Consider the following 23,467-nt stretch of genomic DNA (forward strand, 5'->3'; position numbering starts at 1 on the left):
ATCATATAGCACAAGGAAACAAAAAACGGACAGATGTATTTCATCCGTAGATCTGCTGTTTTAAAATCCTGCCGATTTTTGTCATTCTCCCAAGCAGGTTCTGTATATTTTGAATTATACCATAACTAAATATGCTTTTCTTCAGATTTGATCTTTTTCTACTATCACGCCCCAAAAGTAATCATTCATTATGATTGGTGGTGAGAAATATTCGGGAAATATAAAAATAGTATCCAATAATAATACCTCATATAAATAAAATAAAGACATAACTTTCTTATAATGAATGAACTAAATGATTGAAATGGATAGAAACAGGGTATCATTCGTTAAAGAAAAGGGTAGTTATAATGCTGATAAATAATTGATTATCACGTTTATATATGGATACAATAACATATATGACGATTAGGTTTATATTTCTCATTATTATAATAATCAACACTTTATATAAAGAATTAGTTCTGCAAAGACTTTGCAAATTTCGTACATCGGTATGCAAACTCAAGAAGTAGCGATTAAGCCTAATTTAAAGGTAGTACTTAGGTCGGATGCTCAACAGATCGATGAAGTTGTTGTTACAGCAATGGGTATTAAAAGATCTGAAAAAGCATTAGGTTATGCTGCGACTTCAGTGGGTGGAGAAAAAATTGCGGAAAGCCGTACATCTGATGTGATGTCAAGCTTGGCAGGTAAAATTGCAGGTGTACAGATTTCCAGCACTTCATCTGACCCCGGAGCCTCTAATTCGGTCATTATCCGTGGAGTTAGCTCACTCTCCGGTACCAACCAACCACTATATGTCGTGGACGGAGTACCTTTGAATAACTCTACCGTATACTCTACAGATGGCTTGAATAGCGGATATGATTTTGGAAACGGTGCCAACGCCATCAATCCGGATGATGTGGCAAACATGACTATTTTGAAAGGTGCTGCGGCCACTGCTTTGTATGGTAGCCGTGCTGCCAACGGTGTAGTCATGATTACTACCAAAAGCGGCCGGAAAGAAAAAGGAGTTGGAATCGAGTATAACGGTGGAGTTCAGTGGTCAACTGTTCTGCGTCTGCCGGAATTTCAAAATGAATTTGGTATGGGATGGAACGGCAACCATACAGAATTGGAGAACGGTTCCTGGGGACCTCGTTTCGATGGTTCCATGCAGTTGTGGGGTAATGTGTACAACAACTCTCAGAAACTGAAACCTTATGTGGCAATGCCTGATAACATCAAAGACTTTTTTGATGCGGGGTTCAGATATAGCAACAGCCTTTCATTCAATGGAGCTACAGATAAAAGTGATTATTATGTATCATTCTCTCAGATCAGCGATGATGGTATGATCCCGACAGATGCCGACAGCTACGATAAATATACTTTTTCTGCACGCGGCAGCCATAAGGCAGGAGCGTTGACATTCTCTTCTTCACTGAATTACGCTTATCAAAAGAATAACTTTGCTACTACGGGACAAGGTTTGTCCATGCTAAACTCTTTATATCAGACACCAAGAGATATCAGCATAATAGGACTGGAAGACCAGAATGATCCGTTCAACACTCCGGGATATTATTATACCCCCTACGGAGTTATGAACCCTTATTATATTTTGAATAACTATTTGAATGAATATGAATCTGAAAGATTCTACGGAAAATTTCAATTGGATTATGAATTCCTGAAATACTTCAAGTTTACGTACCGTATGGGCTTGGATACTACAACAGGACAAAGTGACAAAGGAAAACCGAATCTGTACGCTCTTTATTATGAAGGTACTCCTAATGGAGAAGGTCAGGGCTCCAGCAGTCCTTTCTCTGGTGAAACCGGACAATATTCCGAGCAGATAACCCGTCGTCGCGAGATAAACCAGGATATTATGGTTAATTTCAATATGCCGGTTAACGATTTTAATATCAATGCACTGGTCGGTTTCAATGGCAATGAACGTAAAGTCTCTTATCAATATTCAGAAGTTAATGATTTAACGATTCCTACATGGTTTAATCTGAAGAACTCCGGCAAAACTCCTATAGTAGAACAGCACATGGAACTCAGACGTCTGATGGGTGTTTTCGGACAGTTTGAAGGTTCATGGAAGAATATGCTCTATTTAACGGTTACTGCCCGTAATGACTGGTCTTCTACTCTTCCGAAAGAAAATCGCAGTTTCTTCTATCCTGGTATTACCGGTAGTTTTATTTTCAGCGAATTATTGAATGACAATCTGCAAGATGTGATAACTTTTGGTAAGATACGCGCCAGCTGGGGTAAAACAGGTAACGATGCTGATGTGTATATGGTTAATCCTGTGTATGCCCAATCTTCCAATAGAATACCTTTCGGTTCTCTGACTTTCCCTCTAGGAGGTGTCAACGCTTACTCTGCAGGAAATGTACTCGGAAGTAATACATTAAGTCCGGAAATGACCACAGAATCTGAAGTCGGTTTAAATATGGCTTTTTTCAAAAACCGCCTCTCTTTTGACGTATCTTATTATAATAGGAATACCGATAAGCAGATTTTCTCTTTGGCTATGGACCCTGCTTCAGGCTATACAGCACAGAATATGAACCTGGGTAAGATTCGTAACCGTGGTATAGAACTCCTGATCAGCGGCACTCCGATAAGAACAAAAGATTTCAGTTGGGAACTGACATGGAACTTCACAAAGAACTGGAGTAAGGTGATCAGTTTACCGGAAGAATTGGGTGGCATTACAACGATTTATGGTCTCAATGGAGGTACCAGTATGTACGCTATAACAGGCATGCCTGTTGGTGTTTTCAAGGCTCAGGTAGCCGAACGTGATCCGCAAGGACGTATTGTAGTAAATTCATCAACAGGTCTTCCGGTTGAAGCCAGCGAATTCGGAATCTGCGGAGATATGAATAACAAATATCAAATGGGTGTTTCTACTAACTTGAAATATAAAGGTATAAGCTTAGGCATTGATTTTGATATCCGTCAGGGCGGAGTGATGTATTCACGTACTAAAGATATAAACTATTTTACCGGTAACGCGATACAGACTGCCTACAATGACCGTAATCCTTTGATTGTTCCTAACTCAGTAAATAAAATAGTGAATGGAGAAAACGTTACTTATGTAGAAAATACAACTCCTATTACAAGCTCTAACATTTATAAATACTGGGGCGACGGTGGCTCTGATATGGGAAGCTGCTTCCTAGTAGACAAATCATACGTCAAGCTTCGTTCTGTTGTATTAGGTTGGGACCTGCCCAAAAGATGGTTGGCAAAAACTCCTTTCCAGGCAGTAAAAGTGTCTGCATATGGCAATAACTTATTTGTCTGGACTCCATCCAGCAATACATTTATTGATCCCGAAATGACTTCATTTGGTAACGACCTTGAAGGTAACTATGGAGAATACACGGCTAATCCCAGCTCACGTCGTTTCGGTTTCAACTTAATGGTTAAATTTTAAACAGGAATAAAAATGAAAAAAATATTATTATATGCATCATTAGCAACAACAGCATTGTTTGCAGGTTGCGACCTGAACATCAATGACGACCCGAACTACCCGATGAATGATCAGGTGACGGCGGATTTGATATTCCCCTCTATCAGTGCTTCCATTGCTTCGGCGGTAGGCGGAGAAATTTATAATTACGCTGGCTTTTTCGCTCAGTACTATGAACAGAAACCGGAGTCGAATCAGTATAACACTCTATGTGAATATACATTTACTGAATCTTCCCAGCAAATGGATTATTCTTATAGAATCCTGTTTGCAGGAGCTTTGGAAGATGCAAAGCAGGTGCTGGAAAAGACCACAAACCCTGCCGACCGATTCGCTACTACCATACTGAGAGCATATGCCTTTCAGATAATGGTAGATAATACCAGTGACTCACCTTATTCGGAAGCTCTGCAAGGTAATGCCAATGCCACACCTAAGTGGGATACGGGTGAAACAGTATATAAAGGTATATTAGGTGAGATAGATGCGGCAGAAGCTGCTTTGGATGGAAGTGGTATGGATGTGCCGGATTTGATATTCAACAAAAATATCGCTCAATGGAAAGGTTTTGCCAATGCTCTTCGCCTCCGTATGTATCTGCGTTTCATTGATGCCAACATAGATGCGGCTTCGTATACAGAGAAAGTGAAGACCTTAGTACAAAACAACGAATTCTTTACCGGTGACGTGAAATTGGATTGTTTCTTGGATGAAACAGACAAACGGAATCCATGGTATAATACGAATGCGGTCGGCTTGACCGGTAATCATTGTGCTGCCTATCCGTTAGTATCTTATTTAAGCAGCACGGGAGACCCTCGAATCGCTTATGGTATTAGTAAAACAGATGCGGATGGAAAGTATGTCGGTCAACTTCCCGGAGGAAAAACACATATGCAAAGCATTCTGGGTACTGACAACTGGAAAAACAAAAACGTGAGCGCGATTGATTACTCTATCGGAGCCACAAAACCTGTCTATTTCTTTACTCAGGCTGAATTACAATTCCTGATAGCTGAGGTATATGCTCGTTTTCACAATGATGATGCGAATGCAAAGAGTGCTTATGAAGCAGGTGTAACTGCAGACTTTGCCGTTCGTGGATTTGCAGGTCAAGAGAATACCATTTTGGAAGGAGCGTGTGCATGGTCTGCTGCTTCTACACAGGCAGACAAGTTAAACTTGATATATATGCAGAAATGGGTATCTCTTTTCTACATGGATCATATGGAAGCATGGAGTGAGATTCGTCGTACGGATTGTCCGAAACTGTCTTCTTATTCAGCAGCACAGATACAGGCTAGTGAGTCAGTATACACTCCGGGAGAGTTAGTTGCTCCATGGACTAATGGTCTGGAAGCGGGTGGACTGATGAAACGTATGACTTATCCATTAAGCGCACGTCAGCAAAATGTGAATACTCCTGCAGGGGTACCGGGAAGTACTCCGGTTTGGTGGGATATCAAATAGTAACCAATAACTTAGTAAGTTTTACGTATGAAAAATATAATATACAGCATATTAGTATGTTTGCCGTTTGTCTTTGGAGCTTGCGACAAATCAACAGATGACACTTCTAAAGTCACCTATTTTGTTACGTTGGAAAGAGAGGGTGATGAAAAGATCATTTTAGAAAAAGGGCAACCCTTTGTGGAGCCGGGATATTATGCGGAAATGAACGGAGAAGATATTACTGAATCTGTTCAGATAAAAGGTAGTGTTGATGTCAACACTCCGGGAATCTACAATTTAGTATATGCGGCATACAACGAGGACGGTTTTGCCAAAACATTTACACGAACAGTATATGTGGCAGATAATACTGCTTCTCCTTTGAAATCCGGAATTTATACCGTAGCCGAAGGAAGCAAACGTACCGCCCCTTCTGTGGTAGCTTTCAGTGGATATGAGATTGTGATTTTCCAGATGGAACCGGGGATTTTTTTATATCAGCGATTTCTTAGGAGGCTGGTATGACCAGCGTGCTGGCTATGGACCGGACTATGCAATGGTTGGCAAATTCGAATTGAATGATGATAATACCATTACTCCTCTGGAAAGTTATGTTGCAGGTTGGGGAGATTCCATGGATCAAATGACTAATACATTATTGGACCCTGCGACTGGGACTCTGAAATGGACTGTTGCTTATGCCGGTCAGCTATCTTTTGACATTATAGTAAAACAATAAAAATACGATTATGAAGAAATATATGATATTACTTTTAGCTTCACTGGCTTTTACATTCGTGGCATGCGACAACGATACAGAACCAGGTGGTACTGCTGTTGAAAAAATGGCAGGAGACTGGTGGGTGACAGTGAATGCATTTATTGACGGGAAAGAAGTAGAAGATCCTTTCGGAGCAGGACATCTGCAAATGAGTACTTACAATACAGCCAGCAACAGTGAAACTGAAATGTGGTTGGATGATTTAGGAAACTTCTGGGAATATAAACTGAAAGTAAACGTGAATTATGCAGCGAGGACTTTCTCGACAACAGGCTTTGTGGATAATGTAACATATGAATCCAAAGTGAAAATAACTGATGGCAAGGTACTGGAAAAAGCTGCCACAACTCCTAGTGGTATGCCTGCTGACAGTATCGTATATATGGTACAATTCGACGACGATGAAGATGGATTAACTTATAAAGTTTCAGGCTTCCGTCGAACAGGTTTCCCTGCTGACGATTTTTAACAGAAGAGTTTAAATACAGAGAGGGCTGTTCCAATGATCGGAGCAGCCTTTTTTTGCAATCTAACCTCAACTAAGACAGATCAATATATAAGCAGTCTCCAATATTTACAATATTTCCTTGCCTTTAAAAGAAAAATGAATGGGACAATGTTTTTAATTAGCAACATCCATTACCTGATTAATTGTATACAAATAAAAGCGCCTCTTATAGCATGATACTATTTTTTGTTTATAATAGCTCCTTGTTTTATAGATATAATATTGATTATAAGATAAATAGTTTTCATTTCGGTAGAGAAGTGGTATTACATAAAAGAGAGTAAAACATTAGCTGAATGAGGGTAATTAACTGTCAAATAGATATATAAGCTATTTCTGCTTGATAAAATATCGACTGGTGTTACTGATTTATCCCCTATATACCTAACTGATTATCAGTTATATATAAATCCATTAGTTCTGCAAAGACTTTGCAGATTTCGTATATTGGTATGCAAACACAAGAAGTCGTAATCAAACCTACTTTGAAAGTTTTGTTAAAGTCTGATTCTCAGAATCTTGAAGAGGTAGTGGTAACAGCTATGGGTATTAAGCGATCTGAAAAATCTTTAGGTTATGCAGTATCCAGTGTAAAAGGAGATGAGATAACTAAAGCGCGTGAAAGTAATGTGCTTAATTCATTGTCCGGTAAGATTGCAGGTTTGCAAATTGCACAGTCGTCTGGAACGGTAGGTGGTAGTTCAAGTATACAGATTCGTGGTGCTTCCTCTATTGGCACAGTTTCTTCCCCTTTATTTATTATTGACGGACTTCCTATTGACAATGGTTCTTACAATCCTGACAGAACCAATGGTATAGTCGATGTAGGTAACCGTGCAGGAGATATCAACTCTGACGATATTGAATCTATTAACGTATTGAAGGGTGCAGCTGCAACTGCATTGTATGGAGCACGTGCAAAAGACGGTGCAATTGTTATTACTACTAAGAAAGGGAAGAAGAATTCACCGGTATTTGTTACGGTAAACTCTTCAACACGATTTGAGAATGTACTTAAATTGCCTGATTTCCAGAATGAGTATGCACAAGGTAGCTACGGAGTATATAATGTAAAAATGCTGAATGGATGGGGACCGAAGATTTCATCGGTACAAGATCAGCAATTTACAGATTATAAAGGAGATAAAGTGACCTTGAAAGCAAATCCTGATAATGTGAAGGATTTCTATGAAACCGGAATGAGCTATATTAATAATGTGTCAGTAGCCGGAGGTGGTGAAAAGGCTGATTTCCGTTTGAGCTTTACTTCTACTAATCAGACCGGTGTTGTGCCAGGCTCTGACTATAACAAATATGCATTCTCTGTGAATGCAGGTATGAACTTTACTAGCAACTTCACAGGACGCATCTCTGCCCAATATATACGTTCAGATTCTGAAGGTCGTCCGGCACAGGGGGCAAATGATAGCAACTTGCTGATTCCTTTAATCAATGGATTGCCAAGAACGATTGATATTCATGATATTAAGCAGAACTGGATTGATGAAAATGGCAAACAGGTTACGTTGGATCCGGAAGGCAAAAGTAATAATCCGTACTGGATTATTAATAAGAATAAATTTACCAATAATCTGGATCGTATGATCGGTAATATCACATTGACTTATAAGCCGATTGAAGGATTGACTATCACTAACAATGCCGGAACTGACTTCTATACAGAAGGAAGACGTAAACTTTACGCAAAGGGTACTGTAGGAGCCTTAAATGGTAAGTTTCAGACTTGGAATTTGTATAAAAGAATTATAAATAATGACTTAATGGTTTCCTATGAGAAGACTTTTGCCAATGATTATCATTTTAAGGCGATGGTAGGTCATAATCTCTATCAGGAAGAATGGAAGAATGAAAATGTACAAGCTCAGAACCTGGTAGTTGACGGATTGTATACATATACTAATGCGAAATCTACTACTCCGGTGAATTATTATGAAAAGAAACGTCTTGTCGGTTTATACGGAGATATTAGCTTGGGATACAAAGATATGCTTTTTATTAATGTAACAGGACGTAATGACTGGTCGTCTACTCTGCCTATTAATAACCGTTCTTATTTCTATCCATCTATCAGCGGTAGCTTTATTTTCACAGAATTGATGGAGAATAAAGACATCCTGAATTACGGTAAGATTCGTTTAAGTTATGCGAATGTGGGTAGTGACGAAGATCCGTACAATTTGGCATTTAAATATACTCCAGCTAGTACTTACTTTTTGCAATATCTGGGTAATGTCAATACTTTCCCACACATGGGACTGGTTGGTTTTACCGGGCCTCGTGTTCTGCCGAATGAAAACTTGAAACCTCAGAACCAAAGTTCATTCGAAGTCGGAGCTGATTTACGTTTTTTTGGTGGAAAGATTCGTTTGGATATGACTTATTATAGCAATATCACAAAGAATCAGATTGTAAGTATTGATGTCCCGTTATCAACAGGTTACTTTGCTAATAATATCAATGCCGGAAAGATTGCCAATAAGGGTGTCGAAGTAACTTTGGGCTTGACTCCTGTAGAAACACGTAACTTTAAATGGGACTTGGATGCAACGTTTGCTTCCAATAAGCAGACTGTAGAAGAGTTGGCTGAAGGACTTGATGAATATACATTGACTAGCGGATTGAGTGGTTTGCAGATTAAGGCTGCCAAAGGTGATTCGTTCGGTTTGTACGGTACTGCCTGGAAGCGTGATGATCAAGGTAATTATGTAATCAACTCTAAGACAGGTTTGAGAGAAACAGTCAATAACGTACGTTTGGGAGACGTTTATCCTGACTTTACAATGGGTATCAACAATACACTTACTTATAAAGGGCTGACTTTTAGTTTCTTGATTGATATCCGTCATGGAGGTTCCTTATATTCGGAAACAGTAGCTAATTTGAGAAGCAGTGGTTTGGCTGCAGAAACAGTGGCTCACCGTGAAGATGCCTCTTTTATTGAACCGGGTGTTATTCTTCAGGATGACGGAACTTACAGACCTAATGATGTTCCGGTGAAGAGTATGCAGGACTACTGGCAGCATGTGGCGAACTCCAGTAATAATGAAGGAAATATCTATAATGCATCATTTGTGAAACTTAGAGAAGTGCAATTGTCCTATAGTTTTCCGCGTAAATGGTTTAAGAGTTTCTTTGTTAAATCATTGGATTTAGGCTTCGAGGCACGTAACTTATGGATCATCAAAGATCATGTGCCGCATATTGATCCGGAAGCTAACTTCTTCGGTCCTTCTCAGATCGGAGGCGGTGTAGAGTTTAACAGTATCCCTTCTACCAGAAGTTTCGGATTTAATCTCAGACTAACATTGTAAGAATTAAACGAACATGATTATGAAAAAGAAAATATTAGCATATGCATTGAGCGCTTTGACATGTGGGTTATTTACTTCATGCAGCGACTGGCTTGATATCAACCATGACCCCAATACTGCCGAGAAAGTTGATCCCGGATATTTGTTTAACTATGTAGCCGTAAACTGGGCCGGAACACGTACCGGTGGTGACTTCTATATTCCGTTATCAATGAGTTCACAGTGTCAGGTTGACGGTGGACTTGATTATGGTGGCTGGGATGAATCGGTATATACCATTTCCCCTTATAGTACAGGAAATACGTGGAAACATTACTACTCTGTCGGTGGTAATAACTTGATGCTGGCTATTAAAAATGCGGAAGAAGCAGATCCGGTGAATCACAATGCTATTGCACAGTGTAAGATTCTGTTGGCTGAACATATGTATGAAGCGACGATGCTATGGGGGGATATCCCTTTCACTGAATCTTGGAACGGAACAATTAAGTATCCGAAATTTGATTCTCAGGAAAGTGTATTGAATGGGGTGTTGTCATTGCTTGATGAAGCACTGCAGATCATGGATTTGAATGATGTCAATGCGATTGATGAATACGATATCTATTATAAAGGTGATATGAATAAATGGATGACTTTGGCCAAATCTTTAAAGTTCAGAACACTGATGGTTATGGTGGACAAAGATCCTTCTAAAGCTACTGCCATTGGTACGTTGTTACAGGCTGGAGGCATGGTATCATCAGCATCAGATAATTTGGTGTTCCCTTATTCTGCAGAACCGGGTAACCAGAATCCTAAGTATGAACTTATAGAATTGGTTGGCGGTACACAGATATTGTTTTTTGCCAGCAACTATATGCTGAAGCCGATGCAGGAACGTAATGACCCCCGTATTCCTTGTTATTTTGAACCGGGTGCCGACGGTGTATATAGAGGCTTAGGTAACCGTGAACCTGCTGTTACTGATGACAAAGATAATATGTTATCATCTGTTGTGAGCAGTTATCTTTTCAGAAAAGATGCACCGGAGTTAATATACTCTTGCCAGGAGCAGTTGCTTCTGGAAGCGGAAGCTTATGCGCGCGGTTTGGGAGTTGCTCAGAATTTGTCGAAGGCTAATGAATTGTATAAGAAAGGCATTCGGGAAGCATGTGCATTTTATGGAGTAGCGGAAGCGGATATTGATACATATGTTACAGGTTTGCCGGAATTGACAGCGCTGACTCAGGAGAAAGCACTGTATGAGATTCATATGCAGCAGTGGATTGATTTAATGGATCGTCCGTTTGAGGAGTTTGTACAGTGGAGACGTTCTGGTACTGCTGGAAATGAAGTCCCGACCTTACAAGTGCCGGAAGATGCAACTTCAAAAGAACTGATCAGAAGATGGGAGTATAGCCCGGAAGAGATGACTGCTAATATCAATGCACCGAAAGAATCTCCGAAGATTTGGGAAAAGTTATGGTTTGATTTATAATTGAATTACTATAAATGGTTACGAAAAAGAGGACAATACAACATTGTCCTCTTTTTTTTTGTTATATTTGCGACCATATTTAGATTTATATAGTAGAAGTTAAAGAATGAAAGAATTTATAATATCCGAAGCCAAAGTAGAAACCGCAGTACTTGTCGGACTCATTACCCAGATGCAGGATGAGCGGAAAACGAACGAGTATCTGGATGAATTGGCTTTCCTTGCTGAGACGGCTGGGGCGGAGGTAGTGAAACGATTTACACAGAAATTACCGACAGCCAATTCGGTTACTTATGTCGGAAAAGGAAAACTGGAAGAGATCAGACAATATATACGGACAGAAGAGGAAGAAGAACGTGAAGTGGGAATGGTCATCTTTGACGATGAACTTTCCGCGAAACAAATACGTAACATTGAAGCCGAACTGAAAGTAAAGATACTAGACCGTACTTCATTGATCCTCGATATATTTGCGATGCGTGCACAGACTGCCAATGCGAAAACGCAGGTGGAACTGGCTCAGTACAAATACATGTTACCGCGTTTGCAACGACTCTGGACCCACTTGGAACGTCAGGGTGGTGGCTCCGGTAGCGGAAGCGGTAAAGGAGGTTCTGTGGGACTTCGCGGACCGGGTGAAACGCAGCTCGAAATGGACCGCCGTATCATCCTCAACCGTATGTCATTGTTGAAAGAACGTCTGGCGGAAATAGACAAACAGAAAGCCACTCAGCGTAAGAACCGCGGACGCATGATCCGTGTCGCATTGGTCGGCTATACAAATGTTGGAAAATCGACCATCATGAACTTGCTGGCAAAGAGCGAAGTGTTTGCCGAAAACAAGCTGTTCGCTACGCTCGATACAACAGTACGCAAAGTGATCATCGATAACCTGCCATTTCTTCTGTCGGACACAGTCGGATTTATCCGTAAGTTGCCCACTGACCTGGTAGACTCATTCAAATCGACTTTGGATGAGGTGCGTGAAGCCGATTTACTGGTGCATGTAGTAGACATCTCTCACCCCGGATTTGAAGAACAGATCGAAGTGGTGAACAAGACACTTGCCGACATTGGCGGCGGTGGCAAACCCATGATACTTATATTCAATAAAATAGACGCCTACACCTACGTGGAGAAAGCGCCGGACGACCTTACCCCCCGAACAAAGGAAAACTTAACACTCGAAGAACTGATGAAGACGTGGATGGCAAAGATGGAAGACAACTGCCTCTTTATTTCCGCCCGCGAACGAATCAATATAGACGAACTGAAAGATGTAGTTTATCAGCGAGTGAAAGAATTGCATGTTCAAAAGTACCCCTATAACGATTTTCTTTATCAGACTTACGAAGAGGAAGAATAATAATCAATGTACCGCTTACTGATTGGGGGAGGCGGTACATATCTATTTTTATCTATATGAAAGACTATCGTAAATTGACTGAGGACGAAGTGCTTCAGTTGAAGAGCCAGTCGTGTCTGGCTGATGATTGGGGAAATGTTTTGGTTGCCGAGGGGTTTAACTGTGAGTATGTTCACCATACCCGCTTTTCGGGTGAAGTGAAATTAGGCGTATTTGATGCCGAATTTACACTGCCCGGAGGGATCAGAAAACATTCGGGACTCCGTCATGTAACTCTGCACAATGTGGTAGTGGGGGATAACTGCTGCATTGAAAACATTCAAAACTACATTGCTAATTATGAAATCGGAAATGATACCTTCATTGAAAATGTGGATATCATTTTGGTAGACGGGCTAAGCACCTTTGGTAATGGGGTGGAAGCGACAGTGCTCAATGAAACGGGCGGACGTGAAGTGCTGATCAATGATAAATTGTCGGCACACCAGGCATACATACTTGCATTGTATCGTCACCGTCCGGAACTGATTAATCGCATGAAGGCGATTGCCGATTATTATTCCAACAAGCATGCTTCTGCGGTAGGTAGTATAGGTGATCATGTGATGATTCTGAACACAGGGTCTATCAAGAATGTACGGATCGGTGATTATTGCCATATCTGCGGTACTTGCCGTTTGACAAACGGTAGCGTCAACAGTAATGTGACAGCGCCAGTGCATATCGGGCATGGAGTAATATGTGATGATTTCATTATCTCTTCCGGTTCCGAAGTAGATGACGGAACGATGCTGACCCGTTGTTTTGTCGGTCAGTCTTGCAAACTGGGACATAACTATTCAGCCTCCGATTCCTTGTTTTTCAGTAACTGCCAGGGAGAGAACGGGGAGGCATGCGCCATCTTTGCGGGACCTTTCACGGTGACTCACCACAAATCGACTTTATTGATTGCCGGTATGTTCTCGTTTATGAATGCGGGATCGGGATCGAATCAGAGCAACCATATGTATAAACTGGGGCCTATCCATCAGGGAACCATGGAAAGAGGGGCTAAAACAACCTCCGACTCCTATATCTTATGGCCGGCACGTGTCGGAGCCTTTTCTCTGGTAATGGGACGCCACGTTAATCATGCCGATACCTCCAATCTTCCTTTCTCTTATCTGATTGAGCAACGGAACACGACTTATCTGGTTCCGGGAGTGAATCTGAGAAGTGTGGGTACCATTCGCGATGCTCAGAAGTGGCCGAAACGTGACAAGCGGAAAGACCCGAACCGATTGGATTATATCAATTATAATCTTCTGAGTCCATACACCATTCAGAAAATGTTCAAGGGACGTTCTATTCTGAAAGAGCTTAAGCGGGTATCCGGCGAAACATCTGAAATCTATTCCTATCAGAGCGCAAAGATCAAGAACTCCTCTTTAAATAATGGTATCCGTTTTTATGAGATCGCTATTCATAAGTTTTTGGGTAACTCCATCATAAAACGCCTGGAAGGCATTAATTTCCAGAGTAACGAAGAAATACGTCAGCGTCTGAAACCGGACACGGAAATCGGAACCGGCGAATGGGTGGATATGTCCGGACTGATCGCTCCTAAGAGTGAAATAGACCGTCTGCTCGATGGCATCGAAAATGGTTCTGTCAATCGGTTAAAGTCCATCAACGCCAGCTTTGCGGAAATGCATGAGAATTATTATACGTATGAATGGACCTGGGCTTACAACAAGATTCAGGAGTTTTACGGCTTGAATCCGGACGAAATAACGGCACAGGACATAATCCGTATCGTAAAAGCGTGGAAAGAGGCGGTAGTCGGTCTTGATAAAATGGTATATGATGATGCCCGTAAAGAGTTCTCGCTGTCTTCGATGACAGGATTCGGAGCCGATGGTTCTCACGATGAAATGAAGCAGGACTTCGAACAAGTACGTGGTGATTTTGAAAGTAACACGTTTGTGACGGCTGTCTTGAAGCATATTGAGGACAAAACTGCGCTTGGCAATGAATTGATCAAAAGAATCGGGTCCATTCAAGAGTAAAATCTAAAGTCGGCTTATTGGTTAGTCGCCTCATTAACAGTAGTTATTGTGATCTAAAGTTCTCAGACCATTCTCATCTCGATGAGAAAAAATTCTCACCACAATGAGAAAATTTTCTCATCGCAGTGAGAAAAAATACTCATAGGCATGAGAAAAAGTTCTCACTGCAATGAGAATAAATTCTTGTTGCGGTGGGCATAGTTCCTTTCTGCGTTATTCATTCTTAATTCTTCATTCTTCCGTTATCATTCTTTATTTTTAATTACTACCTTTGCCTCACTAACTAACATTACGTAATAAAATAAGAAATTATGGCAACACCTCCGTTTAAGTATCAGCCCATGTTTGAAAAGGGAAAAGATACCACTGAGTATTATCTGCTTACAAAAGACTATGTATCGGTAAGCGAGTTTGAAGGAAATCCTATCCTGAAAATTGAGAAAGAAGGCTTGACTGCGATGGCAAATGCAGCTTTTCGTGATGTGTCATTCATGCTTCGCCGTTCGCACAATGAACAGGTTGCTAAGATTCTGAGTGATCCGGAAGCCAGCGAGAACGATAAGTACGTAGCACTGACTTTCCTGCGTAATGCGGAAGTGGCTGCCAAAGGTGTACTTCCATTCTGTCAGGATACCGGTACTGCTATTATCCACGGTGAAAAGGGACAGCAAGTGTGGACCGGCTATACCGACGAGGAAGCTCTGTCACTGGGTGTTTACAAAACATATACCGAAGAAAACCTGCGTTACTCTCAGAATGCGCCTCTGAATATGTATGATGAGGTAAATACAAAATGTAACCTGCCTGCACAGATTGACATCGAAGCTACCGAAGGCATGGAATACGAATTCCTCTGCGTAACGAAAGGTGGTGGTTCTGCCAACAAAACATATCTGTATCAGGAAACAAAAGCAATTTTGAACCCTGGTACACTGGTTCCGTTCCTGGTGGAAAAAATGAAGACTCTGGGAACTGCCGCTTGTCCTCCTTATCATATCGCTTTTGTGATCGGCGGTACTTCTGCTGAGAAGAACCTGCTGACAGTGAAACTGGCTTCTACTCACTTCTACGATAATCTGCCGACTACGGGAAATGAATTTGGCCGTGCTTTCCGTGATATCGAACTGGAAAAACAAGTACTGGAAGAAGCTCACAAGATCGGTCTGGGTGCACAATTCGGCGGTAAATATCTGGCACATGATGTTCGTATCATTCGTCTGCCTCGTCACGGTGCTTCTTGTCCGGTAGGTCTGGGCGTATCTTGTTCTGCCGACCGTAACATCAAATGTAAAATCAATAAAGATGGTATCTGGATTGAGAAACTGGATTCAAATCCGGGTAGTCTGATTCCGGCAGAATTGCGTCAGGCTGGTGAAGGTGATGTCGTGAAGATTGATCTGAACCGTCCGATGGCTGAGATTCTGAAAGAACTGACTAAATATCCTGTATCTACTCGTCTGTCACTGAACGGTACTATCATCGTTGGCCGTGATATTGCTCACGCTAAACTGAAAGAACGCCTGGATCGTGGAGAAGATTTGCCTCAGTATATCAAGGATCATCCTATTTACTATGCTGGTCCGGCTAAGACTCCGGCTGGTATGGCTTGCGGTTCAATGGGACCGACAACTGCCGGACGTATGGACTCGTATGTTGAGCTGTTCCAGAGCCACGGTGGCAGCATGGTTATGTTGGCGAAAGGTAACCGTAGCCAGCAGGTTACAGATGCTTGTCAGAAATATGGCGGCTTCTATCTGGGTTCTATCGGCGGACCGGCTGCAATCCTTGCTCAAAACAACATCAAGAGCATTGAGTGCGTAGAATATCCGGAACTGGGCATGGAAGCAATCTGGAAAATTGAAGTGGAAGATTTCCCGGCATTTATTTTGGTAGATGACAAAGGAAATGACTTCTTCAAACAGATTAAACCACGTTGTGCCAAATAACAAATAACAAGTAATAAGTAACAAGTAATAAGTAATGGCAAGTTATTCTTGCGGTTGATTACATAAACATTCATTTGGGATACCTGTCAGTTTTCGTATGGGTATCCCTTTTTTTATAAACTTGCTTATCTAATAATTAAAACACCATGAAACCACCTGTGATGAATTTATCCAATCAAAAGAACCAGCATATTGTTTGGCTGGATGTCGTTCGTTTTATTGCGATGTTTACAGTTGTCTGCTGTCATTGCACCGATCCGTTTAATTTTTATCCCGGCACGGCTCCGAATATCGGAGAAATAAAACTTTGGGGTGCTATCTACGGATCTGTACTGCGTCCGTGTGTGCCTCTGTTTGTGATGATTACCGGTGCATTGCTTCTGCCTGTAAGAGGTGATGCTTCTACTTTTTACAAGAAACGTATTCCCCGTGTCTTTTATCCGTTCCTGATATGGTCGGTGCTCTATAATCTGTTCCCTTGGATTACAGGCCTGTTGGGGCTGAATCCTCAGATTATTCTTGATTTCTTCCCGTATGCGGGAGAGGAAGTGATGCAGCAATCATTCTCTGTATCTTTGGAATATATTTTGATGATTCCGTTCAACTTCTCCATTTTAGCCGTGCATATGTGGTATATTTATCTGCTTATCGGGTTGTATCTGTATTTGCCGGTTTTCTCAGCTTGGGTAGAGAAGGCTTCGGAACGTGCCAAACTGATGTTTCTGCTGGCTTGGGGGGTAACTTTGCTGCTTCCTTATTATTATCAGTTTGTTTCTAATTATTTATGGGGAACCTGTTCATGGAACTCTTTTGGAATGCTGTATGCTTTTGCCGGTTTCAATGGCTATCTGTTGTTGGGGCATTATCTGAAAAATCTGGAATGGAGCTTGAAGAAAACGTTGGCGATTGGCATTCCGATGTTTGCAGTCGGTTATGCGGTGACATTCTTAGGTTTCAGGCATATAACCGCATTGCCGGAATATACGGATGAGATGCTGGAACTCTTCTTTACCTATTGTTCTCTTAATGTTGTAATGATGACGATACCTGTGTTTATGTTGGCAAAGAAAGTAAAAGTGAACTCGGAAAGGATGAAAAAGGCATTGGCGAATCTCACTGTTTGCGGATTCGGTATTTATATGATACATTATTTCTTTACAGGGCCGTCGGTCGTGCTGATGAGAGCTATTAATATGCCGATTGGTTTGCAGATACCTGTAGCCGCTATTCTTGCTTTCGCCGTTTCATGGGGATTGGTATGGCTGATCTATCGTGCAGGAAAGGTTGCTAAATATATAGTAGGATAATAAGTCATAGAAAATAGAAATAGATGAGAGGTTATCAAAAGTCAATAGTAACTAAACTCTCCTCCTTCCTGGAGGAGTTTAGTTACTATTGACTTTTGACATCCCCTCTTATCGCATCCTCCGGTATTATTTCCTATTTAATTCCTTCTTCCATTTCTCATATTTTGCCAGTACTTTGCTGCCATCTTTGTTGTACCAGCTATATCCGTTCCGGCGTTCATGTCCGATTTCCGATATGTCATATTTCTTAATTCCGTCGCGATCGGAGAAGAAAGGACGATTGGTATCCAGTTCATAAAAACGTGCCCATAATACGGGGCAATCTTCGCAAGGGACCATCCGGTAATCTCTTTTTCCGTCACTGTTGGTGAAGTATTCTTTTTGTACTCCTTTTATTTCGGACTTCTTGAACCATTTGACGGCTGATTCTATCGATTCAATTACTTTTTCCGATGGATGGGGGAGAGACATCAGCAGAAGCACGATATTGTCAGATTCTTGTCCGCTCAATGAAGGCAACTCATATGCACGTGCCTTGCAGGGCTCCAGTGTGATGCGGTCATGCTGCGCGCACCATACTGTCAGTTCCCCGTTTTGGCGAACCTGTGTCCGGAGGATACATTCTATTCCTTTGTCAAAGGCTTTACGTGCTTGCTGGCAGGTTTCATCGGGGATGAAAGTATAAGGGGACTGCTTTTCGTAGATTTCCCGTAACTGCTGCATGACTCTGACCATTGCGTTATCATTGTAGGTGATTTGGATATAGTATCCTGTAGGACGCGGATAAAACTGAGGCCATCCGCCATTGTCATATTGTGCTTTGAGCAGATATTGGATACCTTTCAGTACTCCTTCTTTGTATTTCTCTTTTTGTGTAGCTTGACAAAGACGGGCTAGATATTGAATTTCGGTTGTCGTGGCGTTGTTGTCAATGGTACTTTGGTTGACGTCTTCTTTCGCATTCCTTGCTTTGGCATATTCCTGCTCAGTCAGTTCTGCCGGCATATAGATGTTTTTGGGCCACCCTCCGGTGACTTGCTGGTATAGCAATACATTGTCTCCGATACGTTGTGCTTCTTCTGTCCGGAAAAAGGCATCATCGAACTTGGGAGCGAGGTGTACCCATTCTTTGTAATTCTGTTGTTTCCTGTAATCTGTTGCTTGGGCTGAAACTCCGGTCTGAATGAAAAGTAACAGAAAGAAAAAGGCTGTTTGTCTCATGGCTTCTATTATTAAGTGAATGTTATGGTGCGCAAATGTAGAAGAAAAGGTCGGGAATGAAGGGGAATAACTGTTCTTTATGGCATAAAAATTGGGCTAATCGCTTTTATCAGATGATTAGCCCAATGAAAACAGGAGAATAAAAGTCTTATTGCTCCAGATATTTGGTGATTTTTCCGCTGATTTGCAGTAGTGAAATTTCGCAAAGTTTGGTGTTGTATTCTGCCGAGAGAATACGTTCTTCGGCATCCAGCAGACTCTTTTGTGCCTCGCGTACTTCAAAACCGGAAAGGTCTCCCTGTATATAACGGTCCATGGCGATATCATGATTGTCTTTGGCAGTCACAAGATTCTGCCGTTCTAGATTCAGCAGCTGAAGATTATTACGGTATGCTTGCCACAAGTTGCTGAGATCGGAACGAAGGGCTAACTCCAGTTCCTGTCGTTCCAGACGACGATTCTTGAAGGCAAGGGTTGCGTTGCGCTTTTCACGGCGGCGGTTGCCGTCGAAGATATTAAAACCGACAGTAACTCCGGCATTAAAGCCTAAGTTGCCTCTTCTGCTATTTGCATTGATATCATACTTATTAAAGGTGTATCCATAGCCGGTATTCAGTTTGAGGTATGGATAGTTGCGGGAGTTGATCTTTTTGTAATCCAGCTGTGCCAGTACGGTGTTCTGGTCGGCTTTCAGCAAAGAAGCATTGGTGGATAAGGTAGCATTCCATAAATCGTCGAACAGTAAGTCACTGTGTACGTCAATGGTAGAATCTTTGATGACGATAATCTGATTTACATTATTGTTGGCCATCAATTCATTAAGTTGGATGCGTGAGGAGTGCAGCAATTCCTGTTGCTTGATGTATTGGGCACTGTCCGCATTGAAGTCCACTTTGGCTTGCTGATAATCCAGACCTGAGAATTTACCGACAAGATGGCTCGCTTCTGCTATACGCAAGCGTTCTTTGGAAAGTGACATCGCATAATGAAAGTTCTTCAAACGGATCTTTTGCTGGATGAAGTTGTAGTATTCCGAGGCAAGATCGGCGATGAAGTCTTCAATGGCAATGCGGGTATTGATTTCGCCCTGCCGTTCCAGTTCCTTTAGTTGCTTGTACGTAGTGCTGATATTGAATCCGTCGAAGATGGTCCAGTTGAGGTTGAGGCCGACGTTAACTGTCTGGTCGTAGACTCCATTATTTTTGGTGACCTCTCCGGTGGCACGGGCTTTCGTCTCGATGTTGTCCAGGTTTCCGGTATATCCGGCAGAAAAGTCCAAAGTAGGCAGATAACCTGCATTTCCGAGTGTCGCGTTATTCTTGCTGATCTGTTCTTCGTTATGGACGATGCGCAGAGAATAATTGTTTTGCAGCCCTTCTTCCAGGCAGTCTCTTAAGGAATAGATTCGCTGTGCCTTCGCAGTAGGAACTGATACGAAGACGCACGCGGTAACTATATATATGATTCGTTTCATGCAAATACTTTTCTGTTTCATTCTTTTGTTATTTTGATTCGGTTAGTCGAAATATAACTGTAGATGGCCGGCACGATATACATAGTAAGCAGTGTGGAAACAACCATACCACCTACTACAGCTGTACCCATGGCGATGCGCTGATTGGCGCCTTCTCCGCTGGCAAATGCCAATGGAATAAGTCCCAGTACAGTAGAAGCACTTGTCATTAGAATCGGGCGCAGACGCTGTAATGCGGCATCTTTGATGGCGCTCATTTTATCCTCGCCTGCTTCTTGTTTCTGATTGGCGAATTCCACGATCAGGATACCGTTTTTAGCCACGAGACCAATCAGCATGATAATACCGATCTGACTGAAAATATTCATTGTGATATCTCCGAAATACATGAATACCAAGGCTCCGGCGATAGCCAAAGGCACTGTTAACATGATTATTAACGGGTCCTTGAAGCTTTCAAACTGTGCTGCCAGGATCAGATAAATCAGAAGGATAGCCAAAATAAAAGCAAACATCAGGCTCGAAGAACTTTCACGGTATTCCTTGGAGTCTCCGGATAATGCGGTACGGAAAGTATCATCCAATGTTTCTTTGGCAATCTTGTCCATTTCATCCAGTCCTTGTCCGATGGTCTTTCCGTCAGCCAGTCCGGCGGAAATTGTGGCTGATACAAATCGGTTGTAGCGGTACAGTTTGGGTGGAGCGATACCGTTTTCCAGCTCAATCAGATTATCTAGCTGTATCATATCTCCATTGCTGCTGCGGATGTAGATAGCTTTCAGGTCGGCAGGCTTGTTTCGTTGCTGGCGGTTGATTTCACCCAAAATTTCATACTGCTTTCCGTTCATATAGAAATATCCCATACGCTGGCCGCTCAATCCGTATTGCAGCGTTTGGGCGATGTTTTTGGTACTGACTCCCATTACACTTGCTTTGTCACGGTTGATCTTGATGCGGGCTTCCGGTTTGCTGAACTTCAAGTCTACGTCTGCCATCTGGAAAACCGGATTCTCATATACTTTGGCCATGAACTGCGGTAATACCTCCTGCAGTTTTTCAAGATTGGTAGCCTGAAGTACGTATTGGACAGGCATACTTCCCCGGCGTCCGCCGAAAGAAGACTGCTGTTGTACGAACGAGCGTGCCATGGTCTTTTTCTGAACTGCCTTTGATATCTTTTCCGCAACTTCCATCTGCGTGTAGTCACGGTCTTTCATGTCTTTCAGTGTAATGCGTACGTTTCCGCTACCACTGGATACACGTGCTGTCACCGCTTCCGCATCCGGCAGAATAGAATCTACAAGCTGGTTGATATCTTCGGTATAGTCCCGGATATATTCATAAGTGACACCCTCCGCACCTCGGGTGTTGATAGAGATTTGCGACCGGTCTTCAAGCGGTGCCATTTCTGCCGGAATAGCATTCCATAAGAAGCCGATCAGGCAGATGGTTATAAAAGTGAACGGAAGTGCCAGCCAGCGCTTGCGCAAAAAAGCAGCGAGCGAACGGCTGTACCATCGGTTCATCCCTTCAAAAAACGGTTCTGTTTTAGTGTAGAACCAGTTTTGTTTCTCACGTTTGATGAGTAACTTCGTGGCCAGCATCGGTGTGAAGGTCAGTGCCGCAAATGAAGAGATAATGACAGAACCGGAAATTACAATACTGAATTCCCGGAACAAACGTCCTGTCATACCTTGCATAAAGACAATCGGGAAGAATACTGCAACTAGTGTGATGGTCGTTGAAATAACGGCAAAGAAGATCTCTTTGGCTCCTTCTATTCCCGCTTCTTTCGGACTCATTCCTTTTTCGATACGGATATAGATGTTCTCCGTCATTACGATGGCGTCATCCACCACCAGTCCCACGGCCAGCACAATGGCAAGCATGGAAAGTACGTTAATGGAGAATCCTGCAAGATACATGACGAAGAATGCTCCAATCAGCGATACGGGAATTACGATGCACGGAACCAGCGTCACCCGCCAGTCGCGTAAGAAAAGGAAGATGATGATGATAACCAGAATAAAGGCTACATATACAGTCTCTTTTACCTCATTGATAGATGCCCGGATAAATTTGGTATTATCAAAACCATAGCTATACGTCACATCTTCCGGCAGGTCCTTCTTCATCTGTTCCATGCGTTTGTACACAGCATCGGCAATTTCGATGTGATTGGCTCCTGGCTGTGGAATAACAACAACACCTACCATGGGTACACCGTTCATTTTCATGTAACTTTTGATGTCGGCAGGCCCAAGTTCTGCGCGTCCGATATCGCTGAAGCGGACGATACGGTTATTGTCTTCTTTTACAATAAGATCATTGAACTCATCGGCGGTATGCATTAATCCCAACGTACGGATTGTCAGCTCAGTAGTGTTTCCTTCAATACTACCCGAAGGAAGTTCGACATTCTCATTGTCTACAGCATTCTTTACATCAATCGGAGTGATACCGTATCCCGCCATCTTGACCGGATCGAGCCAAAGGCGCATGGAATAACGCTTTTCACCCCAAATGGATACACTACTTACATCAGAGATTGTCTGCAATTGCTCTTTGACAGTCAGGTCCGCAATCTCACTTAATTCAAGCAGTGAGCGTTTGTCGCTTTGGAGGGCAACCATCAAAATGGGCATCGCATCGGCATCCGCTTTTGATACAGTCGGTGGGTCACAGTCTCGGGGCAGATAACGTTGGGCACGGGAAACTTTGTCACGTACGTCATTTGCTGCAGTTTCCAGGTCGACTGAAAGTTCAAATTCTACCGTAATACGGCTTTGTCCCTGCTGGCTGACGCTGGATAGAGACCGGATGCCCGGTATACCATTAATATTTTGTTCCAGTGGCTCGGTTATCTGGTTTTCAATTACGTCGGCATTGGCCCCCGGATAAGAACAACTGACAGAAATGATCGGGTTGTCCACCGATGGATATTCACGGACACCCAGATAACTGTATCCGATGAAGCCAAAGAGGAGAATAATGATTGTCAGTACCGTAGCTAATACCGGACGGCGTATACTTAATTCAGATATATTCATAAGGCATGGCAG

At 42.3% G+C, this 23,467-nt stretch carries 13 protein-coding genes and 1 pseudogene; 11 read left to right on the plus strand and 3 right to left on the minus strand.

Annotation, left to right across the window (positions count from 1 at the left end; all coding sequences use genetic code 11):
- Positions 1 to 466: 466 nt before the first annotated feature.
- The 11 genes and pseudogenes from HMPREF9007_RS24445 to HMPREF9007_RS24400 form a co-directional block, all read left to right on the plus strand.
- Positions 467 to 3,451: pseudogene (locus tag HMPREF9007_RS24445) on the plus strand (SusC/RagA family TonB-linked outer membrane protein); the annotation flags it as partial.
- A 12-nt stretch (positions 3,452 to 3,463) separates the two neighbouring features.
- The gene (locus tag HMPREF9007_RS24440; RefSeq protein WP_008759577.1) at positions 3,464 to 4,960 is read left to right on the plus strand and encodes a SusD/RagB family nutrient-binding outer membrane lipoprotein; all 1,497 of its coding nucleotides are present in this window, start codon (positions 3,464 to 3,466) and stop codon (positions 4,958 to 4,960) included.
- A 27-nt stretch (positions 4,961 to 4,987) separates the two neighbouring features.
- On the plus strand, positions 4,988 to 5,467 hold the full coding sequence (locus tag HMPREF9007_RS24435; RefSeq protein WP_277754582.1) for a BT_2262 family domain-containing protein: 480 nt from the start codon (positions 4,988 to 4,990) through the stop codon (positions 5,465 to 5,467).
- Positions 5,439 to 5,681 (plus strand): BT_2262 family domain-containing protein, encoded by a 243-nt coding sequence (locus HMPREF9007_RS27350; protein ID WP_277754617.1) that lies wholly within the window; start codon positions 5,439 to 5,441, stop codon positions 5,679 to 5,681. The genes HMPREF9007_RS24435 and HMPREF9007_RS27350 overlap by 29 nt, the downstream gene beginning before the upstream one ends.
- 10 nt (positions 5,682 to 5,691) lie before the next feature.
- Positions 5,692 to 6,192, plus strand: coding sequence for a lipid-binding protein (locus HMPREF9007_RS24430; protein WP_008759578.1), 501 nt, complete (start codon positions 5,692 to 5,694; stop codon positions 6,190 to 6,192).
- Between the two features lie 440 nt (positions 6,193 to 6,632).
- Entirely contained in the window at positions 6,633 to 9,563 is a 2,931-nt protein-coding gene (locus HMPREF9007_RS24425) for a SusC/RagA family TonB-linked outer membrane protein (protein ID WP_238618409.1), read from the plus strand.
- 19 nt (positions 9,564 to 9,582) lie between these two features.
- A complete protein-coding gene (locus HMPREF9007_RS24420; protein WP_008759580.1) occupies positions 9,583 to 11,043 on the plus strand; it encodes a SusD/RagB family nutrient-binding outer membrane lipoprotein in 1,461 nt (486 codons plus the stop codon).
- 106 nt (positions 11,044 to 11,149) lie between these two features.
- Complete coding sequence (gene hflX / locus HMPREF9007_RS24415; RefSeq protein WP_008759581.1) at positions 11,150 to 12,409, plus strand: GTPase HflX; 1,260 nt, start codon at positions 11,150 to 11,152, stop codon at positions 12,407 to 12,409.
- Positions 12,410 to 12,465: 56 nt separating this feature from the next.
- Entirely contained in the window at positions 12,466 to 14,457 is a 1,992-nt protein-coding gene (locus tag HMPREF9007_RS24410) for a DUF4954 family protein (protein ID WP_008759582.1), read from the plus strand.
- Positions 14,458 to 14,768: 311 nt separating this feature from the next.
- Complete coding sequence (locus HMPREF9007_RS24405) at positions 14,769 to 16,403, plus strand: fumarate hydratase (protein WP_008759583.1); 1,635 nt, start codon at positions 14,769 to 14,771, stop codon at positions 16,401 to 16,403.
- A 146-nt stretch (positions 16,404 to 16,549) separates the two neighbouring features.
- A complete protein-coding gene (locus HMPREF9007_RS24400) occupies positions 16,550 to 17,710 on the plus strand; it encodes an acyltransferase (protein WP_008759584.1) in 1,161 nt (386 codons plus the stop codon).
- A 126-nt stretch (positions 17,711 to 17,836) separates the two neighbouring features.
- Here HMPREF9007_RS24400 and pelA read toward each other — a convergent pair whose 3' ends face one another.
- From pelA to HMPREF9007_RS24385, 3 genes are all read right to left on the minus strand, one after another.
- Positions 17,837 to 18,931 carry a pectate lyase gene (gene pelA, locus HMPREF9007_RS24395; RefSeq protein WP_008759585.1) on the minus strand — a complete coding sequence of 365 codons (1,095 nt, stop codon included), beginning with the start codon at positions 18,929 to 18,931 and terminating at the stop codon, positions 17,837 to 17,839.
- A 148-nt stretch (positions 18,932 to 19,079) separates the two neighbouring features.
- Positions 19,080 to 20,426 (minus strand): TolC family protein, encoded by a 1,347-nt coding sequence (locus HMPREF9007_RS24390; protein WP_008759586.1) that lies wholly within the window; start codon positions 20,424 to 20,426, stop codon positions 19,080 to 19,082.
- Positions 20,423 to 23,455, minus strand: coding sequence for an efflux RND transporter permease subunit (locus HMPREF9007_RS24385; RefSeq protein ID WP_008759587.1), 3,033 nt, complete (start codon positions 23,453 to 23,455; stop codon positions 20,423 to 20,425). Before HMPREF9007_RS24385 ends, HMPREF9007_RS24390 begins: the two co-directional genes overlap by 4 nt.
- Positions 23,456 to 23,467 lie beyond the last annotated feature (12 nt).

Origin of the sequence: Bacteroides sp. 1_1_14 (assembly GCF_000162515.1) — a bacterium.
GTDB classification, from domain to species: domain Bacteria; phylum Bacteroidota; class Bacteroidia; order Bacteroidales; family Bacteroidaceae; genus Bacteroides; species Bacteroides thetaiotaomicron.

Bases quoted from the DNA above. Each gene is read 5' to 3' on its own strand.
- HMPREF9007_RS24440 (WP_008759577.1), top strand. From the start codon at position 3,464: ATGAAAAAAATATTATTATATGCATCATTAGCAACAACAGCATTGTTT.
- HMPREF9007_RS24435 (WP_277754582.1), top strand. From the start codon at position 4,988: ATGAAAAATATAATATACAGCATATTAGTATGTTTGCCGTTTGTCTTT.
- HMPREF9007_RS24430 (WP_008759578.1), top strand. From the start codon at position 5,692: ATGAAGAAATATATGATATTACTTTTAGCTTCACTGGCTTTTACATTC.
- HMPREF9007_RS24420 (WP_008759580.1), top strand. From the start codon at position 9,583: ATGAAAAAGAAAATATTAGCATATGCATTGAGCGCTTTGACATGTGGG.
- hflX (WP_008759581.1), top strand. From the start codon at position 11,150: ATGAAAGAATTTATAATATCCGAAGCCAAAGTAGAAACCGCAGTACTT.
- HMPREF9007_RS24410 (WP_008759582.1), top strand. From the start codon at position 12,466: ATGAAAGACTATCGTAAATTGACTGAGGACGAAGTGCTTCAGTTGAAG.
- HMPREF9007_RS24405 (WP_008759583.1), top strand. From the start codon at position 14,769: ATGGCAACACCTCCGTTTAAGTATCAGCCCATGTTTGAAAAGGGAAAA.
- HMPREF9007_RS24400 (WP_008759584.1), top strand. From the start codon at position 16,550: ATGAAACCACCTGTGATGAATTTATCCAATCAAAAGAACCAGCATATT.
- pelA (WP_008759585.1), bottom strand. From the start codon at position 18,931: ATGAGACAAACAGCCTTTTTCTTTCTGTTACTTTTCATTCAGACCGGA.
- HMPREF9007_RS24390 (WP_008759586.1), bottom strand. From the start codon at position 20,426: ATGAAACAGAAAAGTATTTGCATGAAACGAATCATATATATAGTTACC.
- HMPREF9007_RS24385 (WP_008759587.1), bottom strand. From the start codon at position 23,455: ATGAATATATCTGAATTAAGTATACGCCGTCCGGTATTAGCTACGGTA.